Annotated in this window: 26 protein-coding genes and 1 tRNA gene; 14 read left to right on the top strand and 13 right to left on the bottom strand. The window is 54.5% G+C overall.

What is annotated here, in order from left to right; genetic code table 11:
* Position 1: 1 nt before the first annotated feature.
* From queA to DSM117340_RS08045, 5 genes are all read left to right on the top strand, one after another.
* The gene (queA, locus tag DSM117340_RS08065) at positions 2-1,063 is read left to right on the top strand and encodes a tRNA preQ1(34) S-adenosylmethionine ribosyltransferase-isomerase QueA (protein ID WP_089890639.1); all 1,062 of its coding nucleotides are present in this window, start codon (positions 2-4) and stop codon (positions 1,061-1,063) included.
* A gap of 86 nt (positions 1,064-1,149) precedes the next feature.
* Complete coding sequence (locus DSM117340_RS08060; protein WP_089890641.1) at positions 1,150-2,406, top strand: MFS transporter; 1,257 nt, start codon at positions 1,150-1,152, stop codon at positions 2,404-2,406.
* A gap of 92 nt (positions 2,407-2,498) precedes the next feature.
* On the top strand, positions 2,499-3,083 hold the full coding sequence (locus tag DSM117340_RS08055; protein ID WP_089890644.1) for a DUF924 family protein: 585 nt from the start codon (positions 2,499-2,501) through the stop codon (positions 3,081-3,083).
* A 156-nt stretch (positions 3,084-3,239) separates the two neighbouring features.
* Positions 3,240-4,634 (top strand): dihydrolipoyl dehydrogenase, encoded by a 1,395-nt coding sequence (gene lpdA, locus DSM117340_RS08050; protein ID WP_089890647.1) that lies wholly within the window; start codon positions 3,240-3,242, stop codon positions 4,632-4,634.
* Positions 4,635-4,645: 11 nt separating this feature from the next.
* A complete protein-coding gene (locus tag DSM117340_RS08045) occupies positions 4,646-5,206 on the top strand; it encodes a methyltransferase domain-containing protein (RefSeq protein ID WP_089890650.1) in 561 nt (186 codons plus the stop codon).
* 5 nt (positions 5,207-5,211) lie between these two features.
* Here DSM117340_RS08045 and DSM117340_RS08040 read toward each other — a convergent pair whose 3' ends face one another.
* Positions 5,212-5,565 carry a rhodanese-like domain-containing protein gene (locus DSM117340_RS08040; RefSeq protein WP_089890652.1) on the bottom strand — a complete coding sequence of 118 codons (354 nt, stop codon included), beginning with the start codon at positions 5,563-5,565 and terminating at the stop codon, positions 5,212-5,214.
* A 250-nt stretch (positions 5,566-5,815) separates the two neighbouring features.
* On the opposite strand from DSM117340_RS08040, the gene uvrA reads away from it, so the two are divergent.
* Complete coding sequence (uvrA, locus tag DSM117340_RS08035; protein ID WP_354689571.1) at positions 5,816-8,674, top strand: excinuclease ABC subunit UvrA; 2,859 nt, start codon at positions 5,816-5,818, stop codon at positions 8,672-8,674.
* A gap of 31 nt (positions 8,675-8,705) precedes the next feature.
* Here the strand turns inward: uvrA and DSM117340_RS08030 are convergent, their stop codons facing one another.
* The 9 genes from DSM117340_RS08030 to DSM117340_RS07990 all read right to left on the bottom strand — a co-directional run bounded on the left by DSM117340_RS08030 (position 8,706) and on the right by DSM117340_RS07990 (position 17,604).
* Positions 8,706-8,906: a DUF2892 domain-containing protein gene (locus tag DSM117340_RS08030; protein WP_089890656.1), complete on the bottom strand. Its 201-nt coding sequence runs from the start codon at positions 8,904-8,906 to the stop codon at positions 8,706-8,708.
* 221 nt (positions 8,907-9,127) lie between these two features.
* Positions 9,128-10,792 (bottom strand): glycosyltransferase family 4 protein, encoded by a 1,665-nt coding sequence (locus DSM117340_RS08025; RefSeq protein ID WP_271437486.1) that lies wholly within the window; start codon positions 10,790-10,792, stop codon positions 9,128-9,130.
* Positions 10,793-10,927: 135 nt separating this feature from the next.
* Complete coding sequence (gene mmsB / locus DSM117340_RS08020; protein WP_089890661.1) at positions 10,928-11,800, bottom strand: 3-hydroxyisobutyrate dehydrogenase; 873 nt, start codon at positions 11,798-11,800, stop codon at positions 10,928-10,930.
* Complete coding sequence (locus DSM117340_RS08015) at positions 11,797-12,843, bottom strand: enoyl-CoA hydratase/isomerase family protein (RefSeq protein WP_089890663.1); 1,047 nt, start codon at positions 12,841-12,843, stop codon at positions 11,797-11,799. Before DSM117340_RS08015 ends, mmsB begins: the two co-directional genes overlap by 4 nt.
* Complete coding sequence (locus DSM117340_RS08010) at positions 12,840-13,985, bottom strand: acyl-CoA dehydrogenase family protein (RefSeq protein ID WP_089890665.1); 1,146 nt, start codon at positions 13,983-13,985, stop codon at positions 12,840-12,842. Before DSM117340_RS08010 ends, DSM117340_RS08015 begins: the two co-directional genes overlap by 4 nt.
* Positions 13,986-14,077: 92 nt before the next feature.
* Entirely contained in the window at positions 14,078-14,407 is a 330-nt protein-coding gene (locus DSM117340_RS08005) for a cupredoxin domain-containing protein (protein WP_089890668.1), read from the bottom strand.
* Positions 14,408-14,428: 21 nt separating this feature from the next.
* On the bottom strand, positions 14,429-15,562 hold the full coding sequence (locus DSM117340_RS08000; RefSeq protein ID WP_089890669.1) for a carboxylate-amine ligase: 1,134 nt from the start codon (positions 15,560-15,562) through the stop codon (positions 14,429-14,431).
* Positions 15,563-15,621: 59 nt separating this feature from the next.
* Positions 15,622-16,020, bottom strand: a complete 399-nt coding sequence (locus DSM117340_RS07995) for a hypothetical protein (RefSeq protein WP_089890671.1) — start codon at positions 16,018-16,020, stop codon at positions 15,622-15,624.
* A gap of 84 nt (positions 16,021-16,104) precedes the next feature.
* Positions 16,105-17,604 (bottom strand): CoA-acylating methylmalonate-semialdehyde dehydrogenase, encoded by a 1,500-nt coding sequence (locus DSM117340_RS07990; RefSeq protein WP_089890673.1) that lies wholly within the window; start codon positions 17,602-17,604, stop codon positions 16,105-16,107.
* A 105-nt stretch (positions 17,605-17,709) separates the two neighbouring features.
* Between DSM117340_RS07990 and DSM117340_RS07985 the strand changes: the two genes are divergently transcribed.
* From DSM117340_RS07985 to coaD, 3 genes are all read left to right on the top strand, one after another.
* Complete coding sequence (locus DSM117340_RS07985) at positions 17,710-18,606, top strand: LysR family transcriptional regulator (RefSeq protein WP_089890675.1); 897 nt, start codon at positions 17,710-17,712, stop codon at positions 18,604-18,606.
* A gap of 46 nt (positions 18,607-18,652) precedes the next feature.
* A complete protein-coding gene (locus DSM117340_RS07980) occupies positions 18,653-19,087 on the top strand; it encodes a CBS domain-containing protein (RefSeq protein ID WP_089890677.1) in 435 nt (144 codons plus the stop codon).
* Between the two features lie 92 nt (positions 19,088-19,179).
* Positions 19,180-19,677, top strand: a complete 498-nt coding sequence (gene coaD, locus DSM117340_RS07975) for a pantetheine-phosphate adenylyltransferase (RefSeq protein ID WP_089890679.1) — start codon at positions 19,180-19,182, stop codon at positions 19,675-19,677.
* Between the two features lie 5 nt (positions 19,678-19,682).
* On the opposite strand, the gene DSM117340_RS07970 is transcribed toward coaD, so the two are convergent.
* Both DSM117340_RS07970 and gap read right to left on the bottom strand, forming a co-directional pair.
* On the bottom strand, positions 19,683-19,826 hold the full coding sequence (locus DSM117340_RS07970) for a hypothetical protein (protein ID WP_177170661.1): 144 nt from the start codon (positions 19,824-19,826) through the stop codon (positions 19,683-19,685).
* Positions 19,827-19,909: 83 nt separating this feature from the next.
* Positions 19,910-20,908: a type I glyceraldehyde-3-phosphate dehydrogenase gene (gene gap, locus DSM117340_RS07965; protein WP_089890680.1), complete on the bottom strand. Its 999-nt coding sequence runs from the start codon at positions 20,906-20,908 to the stop codon at positions 19,910-19,912.
* Between the two features lie 183 nt (positions 20,909-21,091).
* Here gap and DSM117340_RS07960 point away from each other — a divergent pair, with 183 nt between their 5' ends.
* Entirely contained in the window at positions 21,092-22,060 is a 969-nt protein-coding gene (locus DSM117340_RS07960) for a DUF808 domain-containing protein (RefSeq protein ID WP_089890682.1), read from the top strand.
* 104 nt (positions 22,061-22,164) lie between these two features.
* Positions 22,165-22,392 (top strand): hypothetical protein, encoded by a 228-nt coding sequence (locus DSM117340_RS07955; protein ID WP_089890685.1) that lies wholly within the window; start codon positions 22,165-22,167, stop codon positions 22,390-22,392.
* A gap of 63 nt (positions 22,393-22,455) precedes the next feature.
* On the opposite strand, the gene tkt is transcribed toward DSM117340_RS07955, so the two are convergent.
* Positions 22,456-24,471 carry a transketolase gene (gene tkt / locus DSM117340_RS07950; protein WP_089890689.1) on the bottom strand — a complete coding sequence of 672 codons (2,016 nt, stop codon included), beginning with the start codon at positions 24,469-24,471 and terminating at the stop codon, positions 22,456-22,458.
* 200 nt (positions 24,472-24,671) lie between these two features.
* Here tkt and DSM117340_RS07945 point away from each other — a divergent pair, with 200 nt between their 5' ends.
* The 3 genes from DSM117340_RS07945 to DSM117340_RS07935 all read left to right on the top strand — a co-directional run bounded on the left by DSM117340_RS07945 (position 24,672) and on the right by DSM117340_RS07935 (position 25,721).
* Entirely contained in the window at positions 24,672-25,172 is a 501-nt protein-coding gene (locus DSM117340_RS07945) for a hypothetical protein (RefSeq protein WP_089891634.1), read from the top strand.
* On the top strand, positions 25,172-25,582 hold the full coding sequence (locus DSM117340_RS07940) for a cell division protein ZapA (protein ID WP_089890691.1): 411 nt from the start codon (positions 25,172-25,174) through the stop codon (positions 25,580-25,582). Before DSM117340_RS07945 ends, DSM117340_RS07940 begins: the two co-directional genes overlap by 1 nt.
* A 62-nt stretch (positions 25,583-25,644) precedes the next feature.
* Positions 25,645-25,721 (top strand) — tRNA-Pro (locus DSM117340_RS07935).
* Positions 25,722-25,860 lie beyond the last annotated feature (139 nt).

Below are 25,860 nucleotides of genomic sequence, written 5' to 3'. Positions count from 1 at the left end.
TATGAAACTTTCCGACTTTGACTTCGATCTGCCCGAAGCCCTGATTGCAACGCGCCCTGCGCGCCCGCGCTCCTCTGCACGCCTCTTGGTTGCGCAGGGAGCAAGCCTTGGCGCGCCGATCAAGGATGCCAGCGTGATTGATCTCACCCGCTGGCTCGGCGCAGGCGACAGGCTCGTGATCAACGATACAAAAGTCATTCCCGCTCGTCTCTTTGGCACGCGCGAGCGCTTGGGAGAAACAGGGCTGACCCAATCCAGCATGGAAGTCACGCTTCTCAGCCCGACGGCCAGCGGCGGCTGGTCCGCGCTCATCAAACCTCTGCGCAAAATCCGCGATGGTGAAGAAATCGCCTTTGCCGCAGGCCTGCGCGCCACGCTCGTCAGCCGCAGCGATGGTCAAGCAGAGCTCGCGTTCAATCTTGAAGGTGACGCTTTCGAAGCTGCGCTCAACGAAGCAGGTGCCATGCCGCTTCCGCCGTATATCGCCGCCAAACGCGCGGCCGATGAGCAAGACAAAACCGACTACCAGACAGTTTTTGCGCGCCAGACAGGGGCCGTCGCTGCCCCGACTGCCTCGCTGCACTTTGACGAAGCGTTGCTCGCCGCCCTGGCCGCCGCAGGTGTCGCCTTCAGTTATGTGACGCTACATGTCGGTGCAGGTACGTTCCTGCCCGTGAAGGTCGAAGACGTCACAACTCATAAAATGCACGCAGAATGGGGCGAGGTCACACCAGAGGCGGCTGCCGAGATTGCCGCCACCAAAGCGGCAGGTGGACGCGTAATTCCTGTGGGAACAACAGCCCTCAGGCTCATTGAGAGCGCCGCAAAGCCCACAGGTCAGATCGCGCCGTGGCAGGGCGAAACCGATATCTTCATTTACCCGGGTTTTGAATTTAAAGTGGCTGATGGCCTGATGACAAACTTTCATCTGCCAAAATCCACCTTGATGATGTTGATTTCTGCGCTCATGGGGCAGGAACGTGTCATGGAAATTTACAAACATGCGATAGACACCCAGTATCGCTTCTTTTCATACGGCGATTCCTCGCTTCTTTTGCCTTAAGACTAAAACAGACGGGAAATGTCGCTTTTGATCCCGACATAAGGCGCTTAGAGGTCCACGCACGGCCAAGGGCAAAAGGAAAAGCAATGTTACAAGTTCTCTCGTCGTCATGGGCACTCATGCTCGGAATGATGCTCCTGATGGTTGGCAACGGCCTGCAAGGTACGTTGCTTGGCGTGCGTGGCGATATTGAGGGCTTTTCTCCTTTTGCCATGTCCATCGTCATGTCGGCTTACTTTGTCGGCTTCCTCGGTGGCTCGCGCATGACGCCCACAATGATCCGCCGTGTCGGCCATGTCCGCGTCTTCGCGGCGCTAGGTTCGTTTATCTCCGCCGTGCTAATCCTTTATCCGACATGGACAGACCCTTGGGCTTGGACGTTAATGCGCGTGATCATCGGCTTTTGCTTTTCTGGCGTTTATGTCACAGCCGAAAGCTGGCTGAACAACTCCGCAGACAACCAGAACCGAGGCAAAGCGCTCTCGCTCTATATGATCATGCAGATGCTCGGGATCATTATTGCCCAAGCGCTGCTTTTGGTAGCCGATCCGGGGGGATATGTTCTCTTCGTTATTATCTCGGTGCTGGTTTCGGTGTCTTTTGCGCCCATTCTCTTGTCGGTCAGCCCAACACCTGCTTTTGAAGCGACCAAGCCCAAGACCCTGCGCGAGATTATGGAGATTTCACCACTCGGTTGTGTCGGTATGTTCCTACTTGGTGGAGTGTTCGCCGCCCAGTTCGGCATGAGCGCTGTTTACGGCACACAAGTTGGCCTCACCCTTGGGCAAATATCGCTTTTCGTGTCGATGTTTTACATCGGCGCGACACTGATCCAGTATCCGCTTGGCTGGCTCTCAGACCGCATGGACCGCCGCCAATTGATCATGATTGTTGCCGCTGTCTGCGCTGTTGGCGCCTTTATCGGCATGGCCTCGGGCGGGCAGTATACGTTACTGCTTGTCTCTGCCTTTCTCATTGGTGGCTTGTCCAATCCGCTCTATTCTCTGCTTGTGGCCTACACCAATGACTTTATTGAGCTTGAGGATATGGCTTCTGTCTCGGGCGGCCTTGTGTTTATCAACGGGCTTGGCGCAATTTCTGGTCCGATTATAACAGGTTGGCTCATGAGCACCTTTGGGGCAGGGGCCTATTTCCTGCTGATTGCGACCCTGCTTGTCATGCTCACGCTTTATGCCGCCTATCGCATGACGCAGCGCGCCTCGCCCGCCAGCGAAGAGACCAGCAGCAGCTACGCTCCGGTCTCGATGTCCTCCTCCGCACTTGCCGTTGAATACGCTCTTGAAGCGGGGGCCGAAGAAGACGAAAGTTCCGAAGCGTCATAAAAATGTTAATTTTGTCGCAAAACTTTACTTTCATTTGAAATAATTGCGGCTAACCTCACTGGATAGGGTCCAAAAGGTGAGGAGTTGAACCCATGAGCGAACAGGTAACACCAGCCGAGGTTCTGGCCTTTTGGCTAGACGAGGTAGGGCCGGAGGGCTGGTATAACAGCACCGACGCGCTTGATGAAACGATCCGCACCCGCTTTTTGAGCACATGGGAGCTGGGCGCAGAGGGTGGCCTGAGCGACTGGCTCCAGAACGCCGAAGGCGCCATGGCCTATGTGATCCTGCTTGATCAGTTTCCACGCAATATGTTCCGCGGCGCGGGGCAGTCTTTTGCAACAGACAAGAAATCGCTCTGTGCCGCCAAATGCGCGATTACCAAGGGCTGGGATTTGAAGGCCGAAGAGCCGCAACGCCAGTTCTTCTATTTGCCACTGATGCACTCCGAAAGCCTGTCCGATCAGGACCGCTGCATTCGTCTTATGATGGAGCGCATGCCCGAAACGGGCGCTGCAAACCTGCTCCACGCACGCGCTCACCGCGAGGTCATTCGTGAGTTCGGTCGCTTCCCCTATCGCAATGAGGCTTTGGGGCGCGCAACCACCAGTCACGAAGCCATCTATATGGCGAATGGCGGATATGGTGCGACCGTGAGACAGCTGGAAGCCGCTTAAACGCTTCTGTTCCAAGAGGTTACTCGATATGGCGTGGCATTTCGCGGCAGCATTCGCGTGAGTGATTGCCCTGAAAAGAAAATTAGTTTAACGTCAAACTAATATTTTTGGTGCAGTCGTGAGTACGCGATTCCCGTGACCAGACCGGAGACAGACATGGCAGCTAAATCCTTTGATATGATCGTGGTCGGCGCAGGCCCGGGCGGCTATGTGGCCGCTATCCGCGGCGCGCAGCTTGGCCTCAACGTAGCGATCGTCGAGCGTGAGCACATGGGCGGTATCTGCCTCAACTGGGGCTGCATCCCGACAAAGGCGATGCTGCGCTCCTCCGAGGTCTTTCACCTGATGCACCGTGCCAAAGAGTTCGGGCTCTCCGCTGACAACATCAACTATGATCTTGAGGCTGTGGTCAAACGCTCTCGCGGCGTTGCGAGCCAGCTCTCGGGTGGCATTTCCCACCTGATGAAAAAGAACAAGATCACGACTGTCATGGGCGAAGCCACCGTGACCGCAAAAGGCAAGGTGAGCGTCAAAACCGAGAAGGGCGCCGAGGAACTGACAGCCAAGCACATCGTACTTGCCACAGGCGCGCGTGCCCGCGAGCTGCCTGGCCTTGAGGCTGATGGTGATTTGGTCTGGACTTACAAGCACGCGCTCACACCGCCGCGCATGCCCAAAAAGCTCCTTGTTATCGGCTCTGGCGCGATCGGCATCGAGTTTGCAAGCTTTTATAACACGCTCGGCGCCGACACGACGGTTGTCGAAGTGATGGACCGTGTCCTTCCCGTAGAAGACGCTGAAATCAGTGCCTTCGCCAAGAAGCAGTTCGTCAAGCAAGGCATGAAGATCATGGAAAAAGCCATGGTCAAAAAGCTCGACCGCGCCAAAGGAAAAGTCACAGCTCACATTGAGACGGGTGGCAAAGTCGAAACCCAAGAGTTTGACACTGTTATTTCCGCTGTCGGTATCGTCGGCAACGTTGAAGGCCTCGGCTTAGAGGCGCTCGGCGTGCAGATCGATCGCACGCATGTTGTCGTCGATGAATATTGCCGCACGGGTGTCGAAGGCCTCTACGCCATCGGCGATATCGCAGGTGCGCCTTGGCTTGCGCACAAAGCCTCCCACGAGGGCGTCATGGTTGCCGAAATGATCGCAGGGCAGAAGCCCCACGCCGTACGCCCCGAAAGCATCGCAGGCTGCACCTATTGCCACCCGCAGGTTGCCTCCGTTGGCTATACAGAGGCCAAAGCCAAAGAGCTTGGCTATGATGTCAAAGTGGGCCGCTTCCCCTTCGTAGGCAATGGTAAGGCGATCGCTCTGGGCGAACCTGAAGGCATGGTCAAAACGGTGTTTGATGCCAAAACAGGCGAGCTTCTCGGCGCGCATATGGTCGGCGCAGAAGTGACTGAGCTGATCCAAGGCTATGTCGTTGGTCGTCAGCTTGAAACAACAGAAGAAGACCTCATGCAAACGGTCTTCCCACATCCGACCCTTTCTGAAATGATGCACGAAAGCGTGCTAGATGCGTATGGGCGCGCCATTCATTTTTAAAGGTGTGTACAATGGTTTCTTTGAATCGCGTGATGATGAACAAGTCTTCTTCTGCGTGGTTTAAAGAGCTGCCCCTTGAAAAGATGGAACTCGCTGAAATCTCTGGCAAATGGGGCCAGCGGTTTGAGGCCAAAAGTTATGAGCGCTTCAAATATCCTGAGCACGACATCTGCCTTGGTCCTTATAAAGACGCCCAAGGCAAGATGCGCCAGTTTGATATGATCCTCGCCAATCAGGTATGGGAGCACCTTGATCGTCCCTTTACCGCGCTCTGTCATGTCTATGACATGCTGCGGGACGGTGGCTATCTCTGGATAGCTGTCCCGTTTTTTCTCCCCTATCACGCGGCCCCCAATGATTGCTCTCGCTGGTCTGCACGTGGCCTCAAAAACCTGCTGATAGAGGCTGGCTTTGCAGAAGCGCGCATCAAATCCGAAGAGTGGGGCAACCGCGCCGCTGCCGCGCGCAACCTTGAGCCAGACTGGCCGCCCGTTTACGACCCCGAAACAGACGATCTCACCAATGATCCCAATTTTCCGATCTGTGCTTGGGCCTTGGCCCAAAAGACTTAGGCAGCTTAACGCTGAATTGCGCCGCCCGCGGCCTGCCAGTGGCTGAGGCCTCCCAAGTTGTGCACCTCAGTATAGCCAAGCCTGCGCAGGGTCATAACGCCTTGGGCCGATCGAGCACCACTGGCACAATAGAGCGCTACCGGCCTTTCAACGCTAAGCGCTTTGTGGCGTGCTCGGTTCGCTGGGTCAGCGGCCTGTGCCAGTCGTCCCAAGGGGAGATGTAACGCACCTTGCGCAGAGCCTGTTGCGGCCAGCTCGTTTTCCTCACGCAGATCAATCAAGATCATGTCTCCCGCTGCAATCCGCGCCAAGAAGGGCTTGGCATCGCTGCGTTTCAAGGCTTTCAAAAAGGCAAACATATCAGTCTCCAGAAAACGGGCAGGGCGGGCGTGTCTTGACGCAAAGGTGACACATAAATTCAAATAATGGAATGTAAAAAAAGACGCTGCTTTGCACGAGATTTCATCGGTTTGATAAAAACAGTCGTAGAACCTATGCCTGCCTTGCAGCGTGTTCCTGCAATGTTCTCATTTTGCTGTTGGAAGTTACACGGAAGTTAACTACACCTGAGCCGAGAAACCATCTGGTTTAAAGAAGGCAGGGGCAAGCATGGCCGAACTCAAGTACATCGAAGTGCGCGGCGCGCGCGAGCACAATCTCAAGTCGATTGATGTTGATATCCCGCGGGATCAGCTCGTGGTGATCACAGGGCTGTCTGGCTCTGGCAAATCCTCGCTCGCCTTCGATACGATCTACGCCGAAGGCCAACGCCGCTATGTTGAGAGCCTTTCGGCCTATGCGCGCCAGTTCCTTGACATGATGGAAAAGCCCGATGTCGACCACATCAGCGGCCTTAGCCCCGCCATTTCCATTGAGCAGAAAACCACAAGCAAAAACCCGCGCTCTACCGTGGGCACTGTTACCGAGATTTATGATTACCTGCGTCTTCTCTTTGCGCGCGCAGGCACGCCGTACTCTCCTGCGACGGGCCTGCCCATCGAGGCGCAGCAAGTACAGGATATGGTTGATCGGATCATGGCGATGGAAGAGGGCACGCGCGGCTATCTACTCGCCCCAATCATTCGTGACCGCAAAGGGGAGTATAAGAAAGAGTTTCTTGAGCTGCGCAAACAGGGCTTTCAGCGCGTGAAAGTTGACGGTGAATTCTATGAGCTCGACGAGCCGCCCACGCTTGACAAGAAATTCCGCCATGACATCGACGTTGTGGTAGATCGGATTGTGATCCGCGAAGGCATGGAAACACGCCTCGCGGATAGCCTGCGCACAGCGCTCGACCTCGCCGATGGCATCGCGATCCTTGAGACAGCCCCCAGCGAGGGCGAGCCAGAGCGCCACACTTTTTCGGAGAAGTTCGCTTGCCCCGTTTCAGGCTTCACCATCCCCGAGATCGAGCCGCGTTTGTTCTCTTTCAACGCGCCCTTCGGCGCATGCCCAGACTGCGACGGTCTCGGCGTTGAGCTTTTCTTTGACGAAAACCTCGTTGTCCCTGACAGCACTCTCAAAATCTATGATGGTGCGCTCGCGCCATGGCGCAAGGGCAAGTCTCCCTATTTTCTCCAAACCATCGAGGCGATTGCCAAACATTACGAGTTTGACAAAAACACCAAGTGGAAAGATCTCCCTGCCCATGTGCAGCAGGTGTTTCTCTATGGCTCGGGCGAAGAGGAAATTCCCTTCCGCTATGACGAGGGCGGACGCGTCTATCAGGTCAGCCGCGTGTTCGAAGGCGTCATTCCCAACATGGAGCGTCGCTACCGCGAGACCGACAGCAACTGGATTCGCGAAGAATTCGAACGCTACCAAAACAACCGCCCCTGTGGCGCGTGCAGCGGCTACCGCCTGCGCGAAGAGGCCCTCGCGGTGAAAATTGCGGGCGAGCATGCAGGGCAGGTGGTCCAGAAGTCCATCCGTGAGGCGCTCGACTGGGTTAACTCCGTGCCCGCCAGCCTCAGCAACCAGAAAAATGAAATCGCCCGCGCGATCCTCAAGGAAATCGGCGAGCGCCTCGGCTTTCTGAACAACGTCGGCCTTGAATACCTGTCACTGAGCCGAAATTCGGGCACCTTGTCAGGCGGCGAAAGCCAGCGCATCCGCCTCGCGAGCCAGATCGGTTCTGGCCTGCAAGGCGTGCTCTATGTGCTTGATGAGCCAAGCATCGGCCTCCACCAGCGCGACAACGGCCGCCTTCTGACCACCCTCAAAAACCTCCGCGACGCGGGCAACACCGTGATCGTTGTCGAACACGACGAAGAGGCCATCCGCGAGGCTGACTATGTCTTTGACATTGGCCCAGGCGCAGGCGTCCATGGCGGCCAAGTGGTCAGCCACGGCACCCCCGAACATGTCACAAACGACCCCGCCAGCCTCACGGGCCAGTATCTGAGCGGCGCACGCGAGATCGCCATTCCAGCAGAGCGGCGCAAAGGCAACGGCAAGAAAATCAAGGTCGTAAAAGCCACTGGCAACAACCTCAAGAACGTTACCGCCGAGTTCCCGCTTGCCAAGTTCGTCTGCGTTACAGGGGTTTCGGGCGGCGGCAAATCGACCCTGACAATCGAGACGCTTTTCAAAACCGCCTCGATGCGCCTCAATGGTGCGCGCCAGACGCCCGCACCTTGCGAAACCATCAAGGGCCTTGAGTATCTCGACAAGGTCATCGACATCGACCAGCGCCCCATCGGCCGCACGCCGCGCTCAAACCCTGCCACCTACACGGGCGCCTTCACGCCCATTCGGGACTGGTTCGCAGGCCTCCCCGAAGCCAAAACCCGTGGCTACAAGCCGGGGCGCTTCAGCTTCAACGTCAAGGGTGGGCGCTGCGAGGCCTGCCAAGGCGACGGTGTCATCAAGATCGAGATGCACTTCCTTCCAGACGTCTATGTCGAATGCGAAACCTGCAAAGGCGCGCGCTACAACCGCGAGACGCTTGAAGTGAAGTTCAAAGGCAAGTCCATCGCCGATGTGCTCGATATGAATGTCGAAGAAGCGCAGGAGTTCTTCAAGGCCGTGCCGTCGATCCGCGAGAAAATGGATGCGCTGATGCGCGTGGGCCTTGGATATATCAAGGTCGGCCAGCAGGCCACAACGCTCTCAGGCGGGGAGGCGCAGCGTGTCAAGCTCTCCAAAGAGCTGGCCAAGCGCTCCACTGGCCGCACGCTCTATATCTTGGATGAGCCGACAACAGGCCTGCATTTTGAAGATGTGCGCAAGCTTCTTGAGGTGCTGCAAGAGCTGGTCGAGGGCGGCAACACTGTGATCGTGATCGAGCACAACCTTGATGTGGTCAAAACAGCAGACTGGATCATCGACATTGGCCCTGAGGGCGGCGATGGCGGTGGCGAGATCGTCGCCGTCGGAACGCCCGAAGACGTTGTACGAGAGCCGCGCAGTCACACGGGGCACTACCTAAAAGATATGCTCAATCCAAAGCGCACTGCGGCAGAATGAAAGAGGGCGGCCTGCGAGCCGCCCTTTTTTCTTACTTTTTCATCGGGCAGGTGTTGAACCCGAAGATTTTATATAGCGGGCAAGTGCTCATCAGGCCTGTGGCGAGTGGTACGATCCCGATCAAATAGAGCCAGTTGTAGCCATTGGCTGAGTTCAGAAAAAATCCCAAAATCAGAGCCGCGCCAATAACGATGCGCAGGATGCGGTCGATGCCGCCGACATTCTTGGTCATATTGACCTCCATAGTTAATATTCTACTAACGGTATATGTAAGCCGAAAGGATCTGCGCGGGAAGAGCGAAGATTGCGGCATATTCACAAGTCTTTGTGACTGGAGCGGTCGCTGTATTACCTAATTTTCTCTTAACAAACGTCCCATTTCGCCGGTGCACGCTCTGTGCACGGGTTGTGCACGCATATCACCCCCCTAGAATCAGACGCCTATTCGCCGCGTTAACCCACTCGCGCGATGTATCCATACTTCAGTAACCACGCATAGCAGCGCTCGACTGTCATAGGGTTGAACGAAAGGGTCTTGGCCACGTCTGTCGCCACAGCCCCGCGCGTGCCTGCCTCCGTGATACAGTCAAGAACGCGGCGTAAAGTATCTGGCTTTTCAAAGGGTTGTTTGAGCCTGTCGTATTGGCGCAGCGAAAACATCTCTTCAAGCTCTGGCCCGCGGCCTGTCGCCACGCAAGCTGCGATGCCCTTGGGCAAAAGAGCACTTGGATAACTTTGAAACAGCTTCATTGGCGAAGGAGCTATTGGGTTTGGGTGCAAATGTGGGGTGGTCACACCCGTTTCAGCATGGCCTCTTATAGATGAGAGTTCGCCCCAAAGGTCTTGATATTGCGGAATAATCACCTTCCATGAAAACTGCTCATTCACACGTTTCAATCCTGCCGCGCCCATTGCTTTGCGCTTTATAGGATCAGAAGCCAGCGTAACAATCGCCTCGGTCAAGGCAGGCAGGTCGACTTCGGTCATTGCACTGATATTGTTGCTATATTGCGCATAGGAGAGCCTCTTTGTGAGATACCCCCAAGCATCAATCGCCCCGTGCCCTGCAGGTAGGCTGCGGGTAGGCACACGGATGCCGACATCCTCGCTCACCGTGTCTCGCATCCCGTCCCAGTCCGTTGTGATTTGAGGCAGCCCCGCAGCCATCGCCTCAAGCGGGGCAAGACCAAATGTTTCTTGAATATTATCAATAGGAAAGGTGAAAATATCTGCGCCTGAAAGCGCCTCGATGCGCGCCTCGGCGCTGGCTCCGTCTAGGTGTGTGAAGCTCACATTCGGCATGAGTTTTGCTGCGCCATCTTCAAAGATTTTGCGCGAGTGTTCATCCGTGTAAATCCCGCAGGCTACAAAATGCAGCTTCAATCCTTTGGGCAATTTGTGACTAGCGTCTTCCATGGCCATAAAGAGCGGAAACGGATCAAATTTTCCAAAAGGAGTGAGGCGAGAAAGTGTAGATATAACAACATCTTTTTCGCCTAAGTTCATTCGTTTTCGGAGCCGTGTGCGCGCCTTAGGATCATGGGCATAATCTTTAGGCGTTATCCCCAGCGGGATGACAGGCATGACTGGGCGTGGAGGCGTATTGCCAAAGCGGGCGCGCAAATAATCATCAGCCATATCTTGCTGTGCCTCTTGGCTTGCCAGAACGGCTTTTGAGGTGCAGATCACCGCATCCCAAGGCATTTGCGGTGCAAGTCTGAGGTCAACAGCACCCTGCATGACAGCCGTTGTTGCAGTTGTATGTGTGATTCCGCAGATGGAATATGCTTTGCTTCCAAGGCTTTGACGCCGCCAGAGCTCACTCGCGTAGTTGGGAGCGGGGTAGTAAACGACGTCAACAGGTGCAATCTTGCGGGCGTTAAAAAAGGAAACCCCGCGAATTGGCTGGCTGACCCCCAGAGCGCGCATTTGAGCCTCAAAGGCTTTGGCGCCGCGGTGGTTTTCGCTCAGGCTTACAAACTCCTCGACGCGCCCGTGCGCGGCAAAGCCCTTCAGGAAAGAGGCTCCCGCGACACGCCGCCCATTTATGCCCTTGTTGTCAGGGTCATAGCCATCACTGGCATACCAGATGGCGGCGTTGTGCTTTGGGGTACTCATAACAGGTGCTCGACTTGACGTTTTCACAACTCTAGCCCGCATCTGTGAAAAGCCAAAGCACCGATTGACTGCGTTCACCGCGCGCGGTGCGTTAACCCGGGCGTTCTGCTGCGGGGGCAGAGCGTTTTTGCGCTGTTAGCCCCGTCCACGCCCCTCAAATCGCGGCAGCATCGCCGAGAAGTCCATGCCAAGCCCTTCTTCTTGCTCAACAAATTTCTCATAAAGTGCCATTGCAGTCTGCCCCATAGGCGTGTCCGCATCCGCAGACTCCGCCGCCTGCTGAGACAACCTCAAATCCTTCAGCATCAACTCCGCCGCAAACCCGGGCTTATACCCATTGTCGGCAGGACTTTGTGGTCCGACGCCTGGCGCGGGGCAGTAAGCATTCATCGTCCAAGAGTAGCCAGAAGAGGTGCTGACCACATCGAACATTTTCTGTCGATCTAGCCCGAGCTTATCCGCCAAGGCAAAGGCCTCACAGGTTGCAATCATGGTGACGCCAAGAATCATATTGTTGCAAATTTTGGCTGCTTGGCCAGCGCCCGCATCTCCGCAATGAACGGCTTTCTGCCCCATAATATCAAATAGCGGCGCTGTTTTTGCAAAGCCTTCCTGTGTCCCGCCAGCCATAAAAGTAAGGGTGCCGGCAGTGGCACCGCCAACGCCTCCTGACACTGGCGCGTCAACAAATAGCAAGCCTGCAGCTGCAGCATCAGCCGCAACCGCTCGTGCACTGTCGACGTCTACAGTCGAGCAGTCTACCAGCGCTGCGCCTTTGTTCATGGCAGGGAGTACATCAGCGGCCACAGATCGCAGTATTGCTCCATTTGGCAACATCGTAATTACCACGTCCTGCTCTTTGGCCGCGTCAGCGGCGCTAGAAGCGAGATTCACGCCATCCACAACAATATTGGCCATGTCAAATCCAGTGACGTCGTGGCCTGCCTTTGCCAGATTGGCCGCCATAGGCGCGCCCATGTTGCCAAGTCCGATAAATCCGATTTTCATGAGGCTTTCTCCTTGGGGAATGTAAGCTCCAGCGCGCCGAGCGGCGCCAACATGGCTTCCGCTGCGCTCTGGTCAATAGTGTCTGCCGCATGTTTCCAGTGCGGGGTGCGGTCTTTGTCGATGATTGCAGCGCGAATGCCTTCGAGAAAATCACCATGCTCCATCGCTCGCGCGGTGAACCGATATTCCAGCGTGAGGGCCTCGCGGATGTCGTGATTTCCTTTGAGCGCTGCCATCATTAACAGCGTCGCGGCCATAGACAAGGGCGAGCCGCGCAGAACGGCTTTAAGGGTTGCCGCGCCAAAGTCAGTGTCGCTTGCAGAAAGGGTGATAATGGTTTCAGGCAGAGTTCTGCCTTCAAAGATATGGCTGATTTCGCCTTGATTTCGTTCGAGTTCGCCCCGCGGTGCAGAGATCGCGGCATTATCCAGAACATTAATGTCAGCCCCGTTTTCGAGCGCTGAAATCAACTCTGACCATTGTGTTTCAGGAATGTAAGTATCTGCAAAACCGGCATAAATAGCATCTGCAGCTCCCATTCGAGCGCCTGTCAAACCGAGGTAGGCGCCGGTCGCGCCTGGGGCATTTGCAAGAATCATTGAACCGCCCACATCAGGTACAAGTCCAATTCCACATTCGGGCATAGCGACTTGTGAGCTTTCGCCTACGATACGATGCGATCCATGGCATCCGACGCCCATACCGCCACCCATTGTGAAGCCCTGCAGGAAGGAAACGACTGGCTTGGGGTAGTCATGAAGCGCAGCGTTCATGCGATATTCGTCTCGCCAGAAGGTTTGCCCAAAACTGAAATCGCCGCCTCGGCCAGTCTCGTAAAGCTCCGCAATGTCACCGCCTGCGGAGAATGCTTTTTCGCCCTCGGCATCAATGATCACAAGCTTGACTGATGCGTCGTCGCGCCAAATGTCAAGCGCCGCGTGAATAGCCGTAACCATTTGATATGTAACAGAATTCAGCGCCTTTGGGCGGGATAGGGTGATGCGTCCCGCGACACCTTCGATCCTGACGGAAATGTCGCTCATGATGCGTCGGAAATCATCTGCCGAGAGATGATCAAGCGCATGATTTCGTTGGTTCCTTCAAGGATTTGGTGTACCCGTAAATCTCGAACGATCTTTTCAATCCCGTAGTCTGCAAGGTAGCCATAGCCTCCGTGAAGCTGCAAGCAACCGTTGGCCACGTCAAAGGCAACGTCAGTCACCATAAGCTTCGCCATGGCGCAAAACTTTGTTGCGTCATGTGCGCCAGTGTCGAGCTTCCATGCTGCTTGACGCAGGAAAATGCGTGATGACTGCAGCTGGGTTTCAAATTCAGCCAGACGGAACTGCAGAGCTTGAAATTGGTTGATGGATTTTCCGAAGGCTTTGCGTTCTTTCATATATTGCATCGTTAGGTCGAGCGCGTTTTGTGCGCCGCCAAGAGCCGAGGCTGCAATATTGAGGCGCCCGCCGTCCAAACCGGCCATCGCATAGGCAAAGCCGCTGCCTTCTTCACCAATGAGATTGTCGTGCGGCACAGTGCAGTCATCAAATTGCACTTGTGCGGTGGGTTGCGCACGCCAGCCCATTTTGTCTTCAAGAGCACCAAAGCTGAGGCCTGTTGCGCCGTCTTCGACCACCACTGTCGAGATACCCTTGGGGCCGTCTTCGCCCGTACGAACCATCGTGACATAGGCGTCTGAATACCCGCCACCAGAGATAAACGCCTTTGTCCCGTTTAATTTATAGCCCTCGTTTGTCTTTTCCGCGCGGGTCTTAAGTGCCGCCGCATCCGAGCCAGAGCCCGGTTCTGTGAGGCAGTAGGAGAAGACCTTTTCCATGCTGCACAGATCAGGCAGCCACTTGGCCTTGGTCTCTTCCGAACCGAATTTGTCAATCATGCCGCCGCACATATTGTGGATCGACAGGAAGGAGCCAACGGCAGGGCAAGCCATTGCAAGAGCTTCAAAAACCAGCGTCGCGTCAAGGCGAGATAAGCCAGATCCACCGCTATCTTCGCTGACATATAAGCCGCCAAAACCAAGCTCCGCGAGCTTTGGCCAAAGGTCTTTGGGGATCGTACCGGCTTTTTCCCAGTCCATAGCAAAGGGGGCGATATGCTCTGCGCCAAAGCTCTTAGCCATATCAAAGATCAGCGTTTGCTCTTCACTCAATGCAAAGTCCATGACGGTCTCCTCCCATAGTTCAGTTGTGCGTGCGAATTGAACGTTTGTTTAATTCATAAACCTTACAGGAGTTTTGCAGGGCTTCAAGCCAACTATTCGACGATGATTGTGCCTTGCATTGCGCTGTGCCAACGGCAGTCATATTTGAACGTACCCTTATTTGGGAAGGTGATGGTCGCTGATTTCCCTTTGCGTAGGTTACCCGTGTCCCAGCTCTTGTCCTTTGCGGTTGCGGTGTGTTCCATCGGGCCGCGATTTTCGAAAACGACGCTATCTCCAGCTTTGATGGTCAGCGTGACGGGGGAGAAGCGCATAGACTGCATACGCACTTTGTGTTCAGCTGCCTCTGCGGCGCTTGGACGTAGGAAAGATAGTGCAGGTAGCATTAGGGCTGTTTTCAGTAAATTGCGGCGTGTGAACATGTCTTGGCTCCTTGAGAGGGATCATAGGTCTGCGTGAAACTCTTCTATCAGATGGCTAACGACTGCACCAAGCGCGGTGTCATGGTCAGCTCCAGAACTGCGCGCAACGCTGTAAACACGACGTTGCTGATCCGCAGCATTGCCTTTGTTCGCTATCTCTTTTGCGCGTTCAACTTCTTCTTCGCACCCCAGCGCTTCCGCGTCTTCCTCTACCAAAGTTACCAGCTCGTCGATAAGCTTTGGAAAGGGCACGATCTCGCGTGCACCAAGGTCAATCAGACCCTCGCTGACCCCGTATCGCTGCGCCCGCCAACGATTTTCGGCGATGAGAAAGTTGTCATAGATTCGCCAGCGTTGGTTTTTCATGGCCAAACGCCAAAGCATTCTTGTGAGCGACTGGCTGAGGGCTGCGAGCGTGAGTGCCGTTTCCATGCGAGGCGCCACATCGCAAATACGGCTTTCGATCGTTGGAAAGCGTGAGGAGGGGCGCAAGTCCCACCAGACTTTGGAACTGTCTTCAATGACTCCAAGATCCACAAGGGCTTCAATCGAGCGCTCAAATTCTCCCCAGCTTTCCATGCGTGGTGGCAGACCCGTGCGAGGTAGGTTGTCAAATACCGAGAGGCGATAGCAGCTAAGCCCAGTGTCGCGCCCTTGCCAGAACGGGGAGGAGCAGCTGAGGGCGAGCAAGTGAGGCAAAAAATATTTAAGCTGGTTAACGAGATCAATCCGCATAGCTTTCTCTGCAATGCCAACATGGACATGGCAGCCACAGATCAGCAACCGCTGAACCACACCCGCGAGATCGTCATGAAGTTCGTTATAGCGGTCTTTTTTGGTGTGATGCTGGTCTCGCCAGTCGGAAAATGGGTGGCACGAGGCAGCGATTGGGGCGAGGCCATGCTCTGCTGCGATACGCGCGACAGTGCTCCGCAAATACTTCAACTCGTCACGCGCCTCACTGACGCCAGCACAGACTTTTGTTCCGATTTCAATCTGGCACTCCAAAAACTCGGGGCTGAATTGCCCTTCAAGTGTCGCGGCGCAGGCTTGCATCATAGCGTCTGGTGCGCGCGCCAAAGCAAGGCTTTCGCGATCTACGAGCAAGTACTCTTCCTCTATACCAATGGTAAAATCAGGCTCGGCGCGGGACATGTGACGTTCCTTTTGGACGGTCTATGACAAGCCGAGTTCATCAGGAATAAAGACTTATTTCAAGGCGCGGTACATGTATTGGTCTTAATCCACGTTTTGGCATCGTCTAGGGATTCGAAAATGGCCGTGCTGGCCCAATCTGATTGTTCGGTTAGGTTTTCGAATATTCGGCTCATGCCGAAAGCCACTTCGTTGGGTGCGATAATCGCGACTCTCATCCGTTCGCCTGTTTCGCTGTAGCAGCGACCGTACATTGAAAAGAGGGAGTAAATCTCTGCAAAGCCGACGTTTTGACTATCAAAATCACGGATGTCCGCAATGTGAGGGCGGGACAGTGAAAAACAGTCGTCCCTCATATAGTCTCGAAACATTGTTGTAATTTCGCTGAGGCTCACAACCCCTGTATAGCGGGCCAAGACCGCTTCTGGTGCATCAAGTATCTCGTAAGTGACTGGCATTACGCGCTACTGTCCAAAGTGAACTCATAAAAAAGCGGCCCGAGTGTAGCAGGGCCGCTTTCTAGCATGACGAGAGTTTTTGTATTAGTCCATAGGCTTAAAGTTGAATTCACCACCGTCTTTGATACCTGAAGGCCAGCGCGAAGTGACTGTTTTGGTGCGTGTGTAGAACTTGAAAGCATCAGGACCGTGCTGGTTCAAATCACCAAAGACTGATTTTTTCCAGCCACCAAATGTATGGTAAGCCAGTGGAACGGGGATAGGAACGTTGATCCCAATCATGCCAACATTAATACGGTTGGCAAAGTCGCGCGCTGAGTCGCCATCGCGGGTGAAAATTGCTGTGCCGTTACCGTATTCGTGGTCCATCGCCAGTTTGAGCGCCTCTTCGTAGGAGCCTGCGCGCACTGTACAAAGAACGGGTCCGAAGATTTCTTTTTTATAGATGTCCATGTCAGGCGACACGCGATCAAAAAGATGTGGGCCAACAAAGAAACCGTCTTCATAGCCTTGCAGAGCGAAGTCACGACCATCGACGACGAGTTCTGCACCTTGGTCAACGCCAGTTTGCACGAGCCCGAGGATGTTCTGCTTTGCAGCCGCTGTCACAACGGGACCATAATCGACGTCATTGCCAGACGTATATGGCCCGACCTTCAGTTTTTCGATGCGGGGTACAAGCTTCTCAATAAGCTTGTCTGCGGTCTCTTCACCGACAGGAACCGCAACAGAGATTGCCATGCAGCGTTCGCCCGCCGCGCCATAGCCTGCTCCGATGAGTGCGTCCGCAGCTTGGTCAAGATCGGCATCCGGCATGATGATCATGTGGTTTTTGGCGCCACCAAAACATTGAACGCGTTTGCCCTGTGCACAACCTGTACCATAGATGTATTCGGCAATTGGTGTTGAGCCGACAAACCCGACAGACTGGATCGTTTCGTCGTAGAGGATCGCGTCAACGGCTTCTTTATCACCGTTTACCACTTGCAAGATACCTTTGGGGAGACCTGCTTCTTCCATCAGTTCAGCGAGCATGAGCGGCACGGAAGGATCACGCTCTGAGGGCTTAAGGATAAACGCGTTACCGCAAGCGAGGGCAGGGCCAAACATCCACATGGGGATCATCGCTGGGAAGTTGAATGGCGTGATGCCCGCTGTGACGCCAAGTGCTTGGCGCATTGAGTACATGTCGATGCCTGGGCCCGCGCCGTCTGTGTACTCGCCTTTGAGAAGCTGTGGTGCGCCAATGCAATATTCAATGACTTCGAGACCACGTTGTACGTCGCCAGCCGCATCAGGAAGCGTTTTGCCGTGTTCACGGCTGAGGGCTTCAGCGAGTTTGTCCATGTCGCGGTTGAGCAGCTCGACATATTTCATCATCACGCGTGCGCGACGCTGCGGGTTGGTTGCGGCCCAAGCGGGCTGGGCTGCGGCTGCGATGGCCACGGCCTTTGCCATTTCTTCTTTAGACGCGAGCGGAACGCGCGCCTGCACTTCGCCTGTCGCTGGGTTGAAAACATCAGCAAAGCGGCCAGACGTGCCTTTTACATGTTCCCCGCCAATGTAATGTGTAAGTTCTTGCATCATATCCTCCAGTCAGATTTCGGGGTTATTCTAGCCTTGCAATATTACGTGTAAAAGGGGCAGGTTCACACGGCATGCTTTGCATTTTTGCATTATGGGGGTGGGATGACACCAAATTGGGATGATATGCGCAGTTTTCTTGCTGTGGCGCGGGCTGAAACCCTGTCGGCAGCAGCGTCACTGTTGAAGGCCGATCCTGCGACTGTTGGTCGGAGGGTGGCACGTCTGGAAGAGGCGTTGGATGAGGTCTTGTTTGTAAAGTCCCCGCAAGGATATCGGCTCACGGCTCAAGGTCAAAAACTATTGTCACACGCTGTACGACTTGAGCAAACCATGTTGGATGCACGAGAAGACTTGGGCGGACAGGGCAGCGAGCTCTCTGGGCAAATTCGTCTCGGTGCGCCTGACGGCTGTGCTAATTTTCTTTTGCCGCAGGTTTGTGCCGCGATCACGGCAGAGAACCCTGATCTAGATATCCAGATTGTGGCTTTGCCGCGCATCTTTAATTTGTCCAAGCGCGAAGCTGACATGGCGATCACTGTGAGCCGCCCGGAGGCAGGGCGGCTTCTGGTGCAGAAGTTGGCCGACTATCGCCTGCATTTGGCGGCGGCTGAGGACTATTTGGCAAAGCATTCGCCAATCTCGTCTATGGCAGAGCTGAGTCATCATAGCTTTATTGGCTACATTCCCGATATGATTTTTGACAAGGAGCTTGATTACTTGAGTGGCACGCCTTTTGAGCGCGTACGCTTGGCCTCAAATTCGGCCTCTGTTCAGCTCAATGCCATGCGACAAGGAGGTGGAGTGGGAGTGGTGCATGATTTCGCACTGCCCGCCGCGCCCAATTTACGCAAAATTCTGCCCGATGTTTTTAGTCTTAAGCGGAGCTTTTATCTTATCCGCCACGAAGATGATCGCCGCGTGGCACGGCTCTCGCGTTTTGCTGAAAGTCTGAGCGAGGGCATCAGGCGGGAGTTGGTTCGCCTCGAAGCGCTGGCTTGACAGAAGAGCCATTCGCATCGCAACCTGAAAGAAAAGGAGACTGCCCATGCTCGTGCAACAGATCCTCAAATCAAAGGGCGATGGCTCGGTGATTACAATTTCGGCTGGTACATTGATATCTGAAGCAGCGCATGTGCTCGCTGAACGCCGAATTGGCGGCCTTATTGTCTCGGATGACGGCAAGAAAGTGGAGGGAATCCTTTCAGAGCGAGATATTGTGCGCAGCCTTGCTTTGAGGGGCGCTGTCTGTCTGGAGGAGACTGTTGGTGACCTAATGACGCGCAATCCAGTGTGCTGCAGCAAAGAAGAGACCACTGACTCTGTTTTGCAGAAAATGACCAACGGGCGCTTTCGCCATATGCCCGTTACAGAAGAAGGCGTGCTTATTGGTATCATTACAATCGGTGATGCGGTCAAGGCGCGGCTAGAAGAGCTTTCCATGGAAAAAGAAGCGCTTCAGGGCATGATTATGGGGCATTGAGCCCAGCCGCTTTCATGTCAGTCTTGCAATTTGTGTGCCAATACTGCATTGCAGCGAAATAATGTTACGCAGCCAATAGCAAGAGGCTCCCTATGCGCATCGGTCTATATCCTGGAACTTTTGACCCAGTTACTTTGGGGCATCTTGATATTATCAAACGTGGGGCGGCACTCGTTGACCGTCTTGTAATTGGTGTTGCGATCAACCGGGACAAAGGACCGCTGTTTTCTCTTGAAGAGCGTGTCGAGATGATCGAAGCGGAATGCGCGGAGCTGTCACGCAAGACGGGGACAGAGATAGTCGTACATCCGTTTGAAAACCTGTTGATTGATTGCGCGAAAGACGTTGGTGCCCAAATCATTGTACGTGGGTTGCGTGCTGTCGCCGACTTTGAATACGAATATCAAATGGTGGGTATGAACCGTTCTTTGGACGATTCTGTTGAAACAGTGTTTCTCATGGCTGAGGCCCGTCATCAGGCGATTGCCTCAAAACTTGTAAAAGAGATTGCGCGACTTGATGGTGACATCTCAAAATTTGTTCCGCCGTTGGTGCGGGAACGGGTATTGTCACGTATGGGTAAGGCCTGAGTGGGTTAGCGCCAGAACGCCATCCATTCGATGAGGTCTGCCATTTTTCGCATTAGAAAAATAGTGCCGTCCCAGTTGAAGAAGAACATATCGAGACACAGCAGCGAGACAATCACCAGCGCCAAACCGATTGAGATTTGTGTGTTCATTCTGTCTCCCTCGTACCAATTAAAAAAGCGCTCCCACGAGCTATGACTCATGAAAGCGCTTTTCGCAAGAATACTCGCTTGGCTTAGAGGCGGCCCATCATCGCTGCAACGTCTGCCATCCGGCAGCTGAAACCCCATTCATTATCATACCACGCCAAAACGCGAACAAGGCGGCCGCCGACCACTTTTGTCTGCGCAGGCGCGAAGATTGAGCTCTCTTCAGTGTGGTTGAAATCTGTAGAAACCAGCGGTGCCTCTTCATAGCCGAGGACGCCTTTCATAGGGCCTTCCGCTGCTGCACGCACAATTTCGTTGATGTCGGCAACGGTTACGTCTTTGCTCGCAGTAAAGGTCAAGTCAACGGCGCTGACATTGGGCGTTGGAACGCGAATGGCCGAACCATCAAGTTTGCCAGCAAGCTCGGGAAGGACTTCGCCGAGTGCTTTTGCAGCGCCTGTTGATGTCGGAATCATGCTCATCGCTGCTGCGCGCGCACGATAAAGGTCTTTGTGGCGTCGGTCGAGCGTGGGCTGATCGCCAGTATAGGCGTGGATCGTCGTCATAATACCACTCTCGATGCCTACAGCGTCGTTCAAGACTTTGGCCACTGGCGCGAGGCAATTGGTTGTGCATGAGCCGTTTGAAACCATGGTATGAGACGCTTCGAGCGCCTCATTGTTCACGCCATACACAATTGTACGATCTACGTTCTTTCCAGGAGCTGAGAGCAGAACTTTCTTGGCACCGCGTGCGAGGTGCGCTTTGGCTTTTTCGCCGTCATTGAAGTTGCCTGTGCATTCCATAACAACATCCACACCTGACCAGTCTAGCTCGTCCATGTTGTATGTTGAGAACATCTGCATCTCGCCGGCGCCGAGATCCATCATGCCATCGCCGATTTTTACGTCATTGGGAAAGCGTCCATGTACGCTGTCGTACTTGATCAGATGCGCAGCTGTCTCAAGCGGGCCTGTTGCGTTAACCTTAACAACGCGAACGTCGTCGCGGCCTGAAGCGGCAATATGTGAAAGCGTGCAGCGGCCGATGCGGCCAAACCCGTTGATGCCTACCGTAATGGTCATGTTGTCTCTCCTTGCGCGACTATTTGAGCTGGTCTTAGCTGGGCCGGAGCCAAGCGGAAAGGGGAGTGCCGAGGAAAATTCAGATTGTTAGCGATAAACCTTCGTTGATGGGGTTCGCCTGCCTCATTGATTGCGCTAACGTCCGTGAATGGTCAGATTGGCACTAAAAATGAGGGACGGTTTATGAGTGGTTTGTTAGCTTTGCTGGATGATGTCGCTGCGATTGCGAAAGTGGCGGCTGCGTCCGTTGACGACGTGATGGCACAAGCCACGAAAGCAGGCGCAAAGGCTGCAGGTGCCGTGATCGACGATGCTGCCGTCACGCCAAAATATGTTCATGGCTTCTCTGCAGATCGGGAGCTGCCGATTATCTGGCGTATTGCGCGCGGCTCGATGATCAACAAGCTCGTCTTCCTGTTGCCCGCAGGTTTGGCGCTTAGCAATTTTGCGCCTTGGGCTATTCCTCCACTCCTGATGATGGGCGGCGCATATCTTTGTTTTGAGGGTGCGGAAAAAATTGCTCACAGTTTTGGGCTGGTCGAGCATCATCATTCGGATGCGGAAGAAAGCCATGATGACCCTGCACATCTTGAAGAAGAGCGCGCAAAAGGGGCGATCAAAACGGATTTCATTCTCTCTGCGGAGATTATGACAATCGCTTTGGCCGCGATTCCCACTAGCACCTTTTGGATGGAGGCCTTTACGCTGGCGGCAGTGGCGGTGATGATTACGGTGGCCGTTTACGGCTCGGTCGCCTTGATCGTCAAAGCAGACGATGTCGGGCTTTTCATGGCAAATCGTGGCCGTTTCAGTCTCACACGCCGTTTAGGCGAGGGGATAGTGAAAGTGATGCCAAAGTTTCTTTGGTTGCTCACAATAGTTGGGACAGCTGCGATGCTCTGGGTTGGGGGCTCAATCATTGTGCATGCGCTGCATGAGCTTGGGGTACACAGCCCCTATGAGGCCATTAAAGGCTTAGCCAGCGCGCTTGCCTCAGCTATTGGCGGACCTGTCGATGCTCTGAAATGGCTTTTTACGGCAGCGATTGATGGGATTCTGGGGCTTACCTTGGGGCTTATACTCATCCCGATTGGATTGAAGGTTGTGACGCCGCTTTGGCAGGCTGTATTTCGCAAGAACCTGCAGAGCTAAGGAAAAGACGCTTTAAACACATTTGACGATTGCGATGTGTCAAGGCGATTTGGCTCGCGATTGGCTAAAATATCTTCACGTTGAGTCGTCTCATGGAGGATGAAATGCCATCAGAAAGCAAACCGAAAAATGCGAGCGATACTGCCTCTCTTTCATTGGCGAGCGGTACAACAACGCTCTCGCCTGCCAGTGGAACACCGAATGTCGCACCAGCAAGTGGAACCCCAGAAACGCCGCCAAAGCCTAAGCCGAAACCCAAAAAGGAAGATCAGAGCCAATGGGGGCCAACTTGGGGTTGGGGCTGGGATGACGAGGGTGAAAGCAAAGAGTGATCGTAAAACGAAAAAGGGCGGGAATGATCCCGCCCTTGTCATTTATAAGATAAATTCAGGAGGTTAGAGCAGGGCTTTCACGCTCTCAGCAACAGCCTTAGCGGTGATCCCGAACTTCTCATAGAGTACTTCAGCAGGGGCTGAGGCACCGAAGCCGTCCATCCCGACAAAATCGGCCTTGGTGGCTTTGCCGCGCTCACCAGTCAGCCAACGGTCCCAACCCATGCGTGCGCCAGCTTCGACAGCCACGCGAACAGGGCCAGCAGGAAGCACTTTGCGTCGGTAAGCTTCGTCTTGCTCTTCAAAAAGTTCCCAACAGGGCATTGAGACGACGCGTGTCCCGATACCTTCGGCCTCCAGAAGTGCGCGGGCCTCCATAGCCACTGAGACTTCAGAGCCAGTTGCCATAATGATGGCTTGGCGTTTTTCAGTCGCTTCTGCGAGAACGTAGGCGCCCTGAGCGCTCAGGTTTTTAAGTTTGTGCTCTGTGCGCAGAGTCGGAAGGCCTTGACGGGTCAAGGCGAGCACCGATGGAGTGTCTTTGCTCGTCAAAGCGATTTCCCAAGCTTCAGCTGTCTCTACGGTGTCGCAGGGGCGGAAGGTGTAGCTGTTGGGGGTCGCGCGGCAGATGGCAAGATGTTCGACAGGTTGGTGTGTCGGGCCGTCTTCACCGACGCCGATACTGTCGTGTGTCATTACGAAAACTGTCGGGATCTTCATCAATGAAGCTAGACGCATGGAGGGGCGAGCATAGTCTGTGAAAGTAAAGAACGTGCCGCCATACGCACGGGCGCCACCATGCAGGACCATACCGTTCATTGCGGCAGCCATGCCGTGTTCGCGGATGCCGTAGTAGATATAACGGCCTTTGCGATTGTCGATATCGTGCGTGCCCAAATCACCGGTTTTGGTGTTGTTTGATCCTGTTAGGTCGGCAGAGCCGCCGACGGTCTCAGGCATAATCGGGTTGATCACTTCGAGCACCATTTCGGAACTCTTGCGTGTCGCGACTTTTGGCGCACCCTCTGAGATTTGCTTTTTCAGGGCTTTGATTGTGGCAGAAAGTTTTTTGGGAGCCTCTAAAGCCAAAGCGCGTGTGAAGTCGTCTTGTTTGCGGCCAGAAAGGCCGGCAAAGCGATCTTCCCATGCGGCTCGCTCGGTTGCTCCGCGAGCGCCGATGGCTTCCCACTGTGTCTTGATTTCTGTAGGGACTTCGAAGGGACCCCAAGTCCAGCCATAGCCAGCTTTGGCTTCGGCGAGCTGGGCCGCATCAGTCAAAGCGCCGTGGCCTTTTGATGTATCCTGCGCGGCATGACCCAAGGCGATATGCGTCTTGCAAGCAATCATTGAGGGCTTTGACGTGGTCTTGGCCTTTGTGATTGCAGCATCAATCGCGATTGGATCGTGGCCGTCGATTTCTATCACGTGCCAGCCAGCCGCTTTGAAGCGCTGTGGCTGATTGGTTCGGTCTGACAGTTCAACCGTACCATCGATTGTTATGTTGTTGTTGTCCCAAAAGACAATCAACTTACCGAGGCGTTGGCGTCCAGCAAGGGTGATGGCTTCTTGGCTAATGCCTTCCATGAGGCAGCCGTCACCTGCAATAACATAGGTGTGGTGATCCACCACTTTGCGTCCATAACGCGCACGCTGGATTTCTTCTGCGAGTGCAAAGCCAACCGCGTTGGCAATGCCTTGGCCGAGTGGGCCTGTTGTTGTTTCAATGCCTTTGGCGTGACCGTATTCAGGGTGACCCGCCGTGATTGCACCCCATTGGCGGAAGTTCTTCACCTGCTCGAGTGTCATGTCCTCATAGCCCGTGAGGTGCAAAAGGGAATAAAGCAGCATAGAGCCGTGGCCGGCTGACAGAATAAACCTGTCCCGGTCGGGCCAATCTGGCGCCTTCGCATCAAACTTTAAATGCTTCTCGTAAAGAACTGTCGCGACATCTGCCATGCCCATAGGCATGCCGGAATGACCGGAATTGGCGGCTGCGACCGCATCAAGCGTAAGTGCACGAATAGCGGCGGCGCGCATCCAATGCTCGGGGTTGGCGGCGCGAAGAGCTGCAATATCCAAGGCTTTGTCCTCATTTTGGCATTAGGTTTCGGTATGGTCTTTAACAGTCTCTCGCGCGGAGGCAAATGTGGTTTTCCTCACAAGGGTGCAAAACGTGAAAATATGGCCTAAACTTTTTGGAAGCCACGGCAGAGAGTGGCCGTTTGATTCGCTTGGGCGGACCGAAATGCGCAACAGGCACGGGTATTGAGGAAGTGCAGATGAGTAATATTGAAGAGCTCGAACGTCGTATCACAGCAGCGCTGGACCGAATTGGCAAACATGTGGACAACCTTGACGCGGTAACTCCAGCAAGTGTTGACCCAGAAGAGCTTGCTCAGTTGCGTGCTGAGCTAGAAGAAGAAAAGCTTGTCAGCGGTCAGCTGGAGGAGCGCAACAAGAAACTTCGAGAGAAATATGACGCTGCGCGGGAGGCCCTTGAGGCTGAGCTGGAAACACAACGTATGGCGACGGCGAAGCTTGATATGGAAATGCAGCGCATGCGCGCGGCCAACGAGCAGCTACGGAGTTCAAATGCGGCCTTGAGAGAGGCTAACGAAAAAGGGGTTGGAGAACCTCACCTCATAAATAAGGCCATGCTTGCGGAGCTTGAGGGGCTACGTGCATCTCGCGCTGTAGATAGGGCGGAGGCAGAAGCAATTGCCGAGACAATAGGATTGGCGTTGAATGGCCAGCTGCCGCAGCTTGAGGAGAACGTATAATGCCTGAAGTAAAAATAGAGATCGGTGGCCGTGTTTTTGAAGTCGCATGCCAAGAAGGGGAAGAGCATTACCTTCACAGTGCCGCGGCTATGTTGGATGTTGAGGCCAGCACGCTGACAAACCAGATTGGGCGTTTGCCCGAGCCACGCATGCTGTTGATGGCAGGTCTGATGCTCGCAGATAAGACTGCAGGCGTTGAGGACAAGCTTAAGACCCGTGATGCCCGCATTGCGGAGTTGGAAGGCGAGCTTGCACGGATGAGTTCCATGCCAAAGCCAGAACCTGAACGGATCGAAGTACCTGTGGTTCCTGCGTCAGTCAGTGACAGTCTGGCGGAGCTTGCGGCGCGCGCTGAATCCATTGCTGGAGCGCTTGAAGAGCGGCGGGGAACGGAAACTTCAGGCAGCTGACATTTTCTTGCCGATTGAGTATGGACAAGCAGAGCGGATGCCGCTTATAGAAGCGCTCGGTCCGGGGCGTAGCGCAGCCTGGTAGCGCACCTGTTTTGGGTACAGGGGGTCGTAAGTTCGAATCTTACCGTCCCGACCATTTATACTACAAAAAAAGCTCCGTCGTTTTTCACGACGGGGCTTTTTTGTTGGTGTCGCGCATCGCCATGATGAATGTCGAATACACTTAACATCACTTTTTGATGGTCATGACGGAAGAGCGTTAACCAGAATCACTT

It is taken from the genome of Lentibacter algarum (genome assembly GCF_040580765.1).
Taxonomy (GTDB): Bacteria; Pseudomonadota; Alphaproteobacteria; order Rhodobacterales; family Rhodobacteraceae; genus Lentibacter; species Lentibacter algarum.
This window is presented reverse-complemented; position numbering and strand designations above follow the sequence as displayed.

What these genes read in the sequence shown, in the direction of transcription:
- queA (WP_089890639.1), top strand. Translation starts at nt 2, where the DNA reads ATGAAACTTTCCGACTTTGACTTCGATCTGCCCGAAGCCCTGATTGCA.
- DSM117340_RS08060 (WP_089890641.1), top strand. Translation starts at nt 1,150, where the DNA reads ATGTTACAAGTTCTCTCGTCGTCATGGGCACTCATGCTCGGAATGATG.
- DSM117340_RS08055 (WP_089890644.1), top strand. Translation starts at nt 2,499, where the DNA reads ATGAGCGAACAGGTAACACCAGCCGAGGTTCTGGCCTTTTGGCTAGAC.
- lpdA (WP_089890647.1), top strand. Translation starts at nt 3,240, where the DNA reads ATGGCAGCTAAATCCTTTGATATGATCGTGGTCGGCGCAGGCCCGGGC.
- DSM117340_RS08045 (WP_089890650.1), top strand. Translation starts at nt 4,646, where the DNA reads ATGGTTTCTTTGAATCGCGTGATGATGAACAAGTCTTCTTCTGCGTGG.
- DSM117340_RS08040 (WP_089890652.1), bottom strand. Translation starts at nt 5,565, where the DNA reads ATGTTTGCCTTTTTGAAAGCCTTGAAACGCAGCGATGCCAAGCCCTTC.
- uvrA (WP_354689571.1), top strand. Translation starts at nt 5,816, where the DNA reads ATGGCCGAACTCAAGTACATCGAAGTGCGCGGCGCGCGCGAGCACAAT.
- DSM117340_RS08030 (WP_089890656.1), bottom strand. Translation starts at nt 8,906, where the DNA reads ATGACCAAGAATGTCGGCGGCATCGACCGCATCCTGCGCATCGTTATT.
- DSM117340_RS08025 (WP_271437486.1), bottom strand. Translation starts at nt 10,792, where the DNA reads ATGAGTACCCCAAAGCACAACGCCGCCATCTGGTATGCCAGTGATGGC.
- mmsB (WP_089890661.1), bottom strand. Translation starts at nt 11,800, where the DNA reads ATGAAAATCGGATTTATCGGACTTGGCAACATGGGCGCGCCTATGGCG.
- DSM117340_RS08015 (WP_089890663.1), bottom strand. Translation starts at nt 12,843, where the DNA reads ATGAGCGACATTTCCGTCAGGATCGAAGGTGTCGCGGGACGCATCACC.
- DSM117340_RS08010 (WP_089890665.1), bottom strand. Translation starts at nt 13,985, where the DNA reads ATGGACTTTGCATTGAGTGAAGAGCAAACGCTGATCTTTGATATGGCT.
- DSM117340_RS08005 (WP_089890668.1), bottom strand. Translation starts at nt 14,407, where the DNA reads ATGTTCACACGCCGCAATTTACTGAAAACAGCCCTAATGCTACCTGCA.
- DSM117340_RS08000 (WP_089890669.1), bottom strand. Translation starts at nt 15,562, where the DNA reads ATGTCCCGCGCCGAGCCTGATTTTACCATTGGTATAGAGGAAGAGTAC.
- DSM117340_RS07995 (WP_089890671.1), bottom strand. Translation starts at nt 16,020, where the DNA reads ATGCCAGTCACTTACGAGATACTTGATGCACCAGAAGCGGTCTTGGCC.
- DSM117340_RS07990 (WP_089890673.1), bottom strand. Translation starts at nt 17,604, where the DNA reads ATGCAAGAACTTACACATTACATTGGCGGGGAACATGTAAAAGGCACG.
- DSM117340_RS07985 (WP_089890675.1), top strand. Translation starts at nt 17,710, where the DNA reads ATGACACCAAATTGGGATGATATGCGCAGTTTTCTTGCTGTGGCGCGG.
- DSM117340_RS07980 (WP_089890677.1), top strand. Translation starts at nt 18,653, where the DNA reads ATGCTCGTGCAACAGATCCTCAAATCAAAGGGCGATGGCTCGGTGATT.
- coaD (WP_089890679.1), top strand. Translation starts at nt 19,180, where the DNA reads ATGCGCATCGGTCTATATCCTGGAACTTTTGACCCAGTTACTTTGGGG.
- DSM117340_RS07970 (WP_177170661.1), bottom strand. Translation starts at nt 19,826, where the DNA reads ATGAACACACAAATCTCAATCGGTTTGGCGCTGGTGATTGTCTCGCTG.
- gap (WP_089890680.1), bottom strand. Translation starts at nt 20,908, where the DNA reads ATGACCATTACGGTAGGCATCAACGGGTTTGGCCGCATCGGCCGCTGC.
- DSM117340_RS07960 (WP_089890682.1), top strand. Translation starts at nt 21,092, where the DNA reads ATGAGTGGTTTGTTAGCTTTGCTGGATGATGTCGCTGCGATTGCGAAA.
- DSM117340_RS07955 (WP_089890685.1), top strand. Translation starts at nt 22,165, where the DNA reads ATGCCATCAGAAAGCAAACCGAAAAATGCGAGCGATACTGCCTCTCTT.
- DSM117340_RS07945 (WP_089891634.1), top strand. Translation starts at nt 24,672, where the DNA reads ATGAGTAATATTGAAGAGCTCGAACGTCGTATCACAGCAGCGCTGGAC.
- DSM117340_RS07940 (WP_089890691.1), top strand. Translation starts at nt 25,172, where the DNA reads ATGCCTGAAGTAAAAATAGAGATCGGTGGCCGTGTTTTTGAAGTCGCA.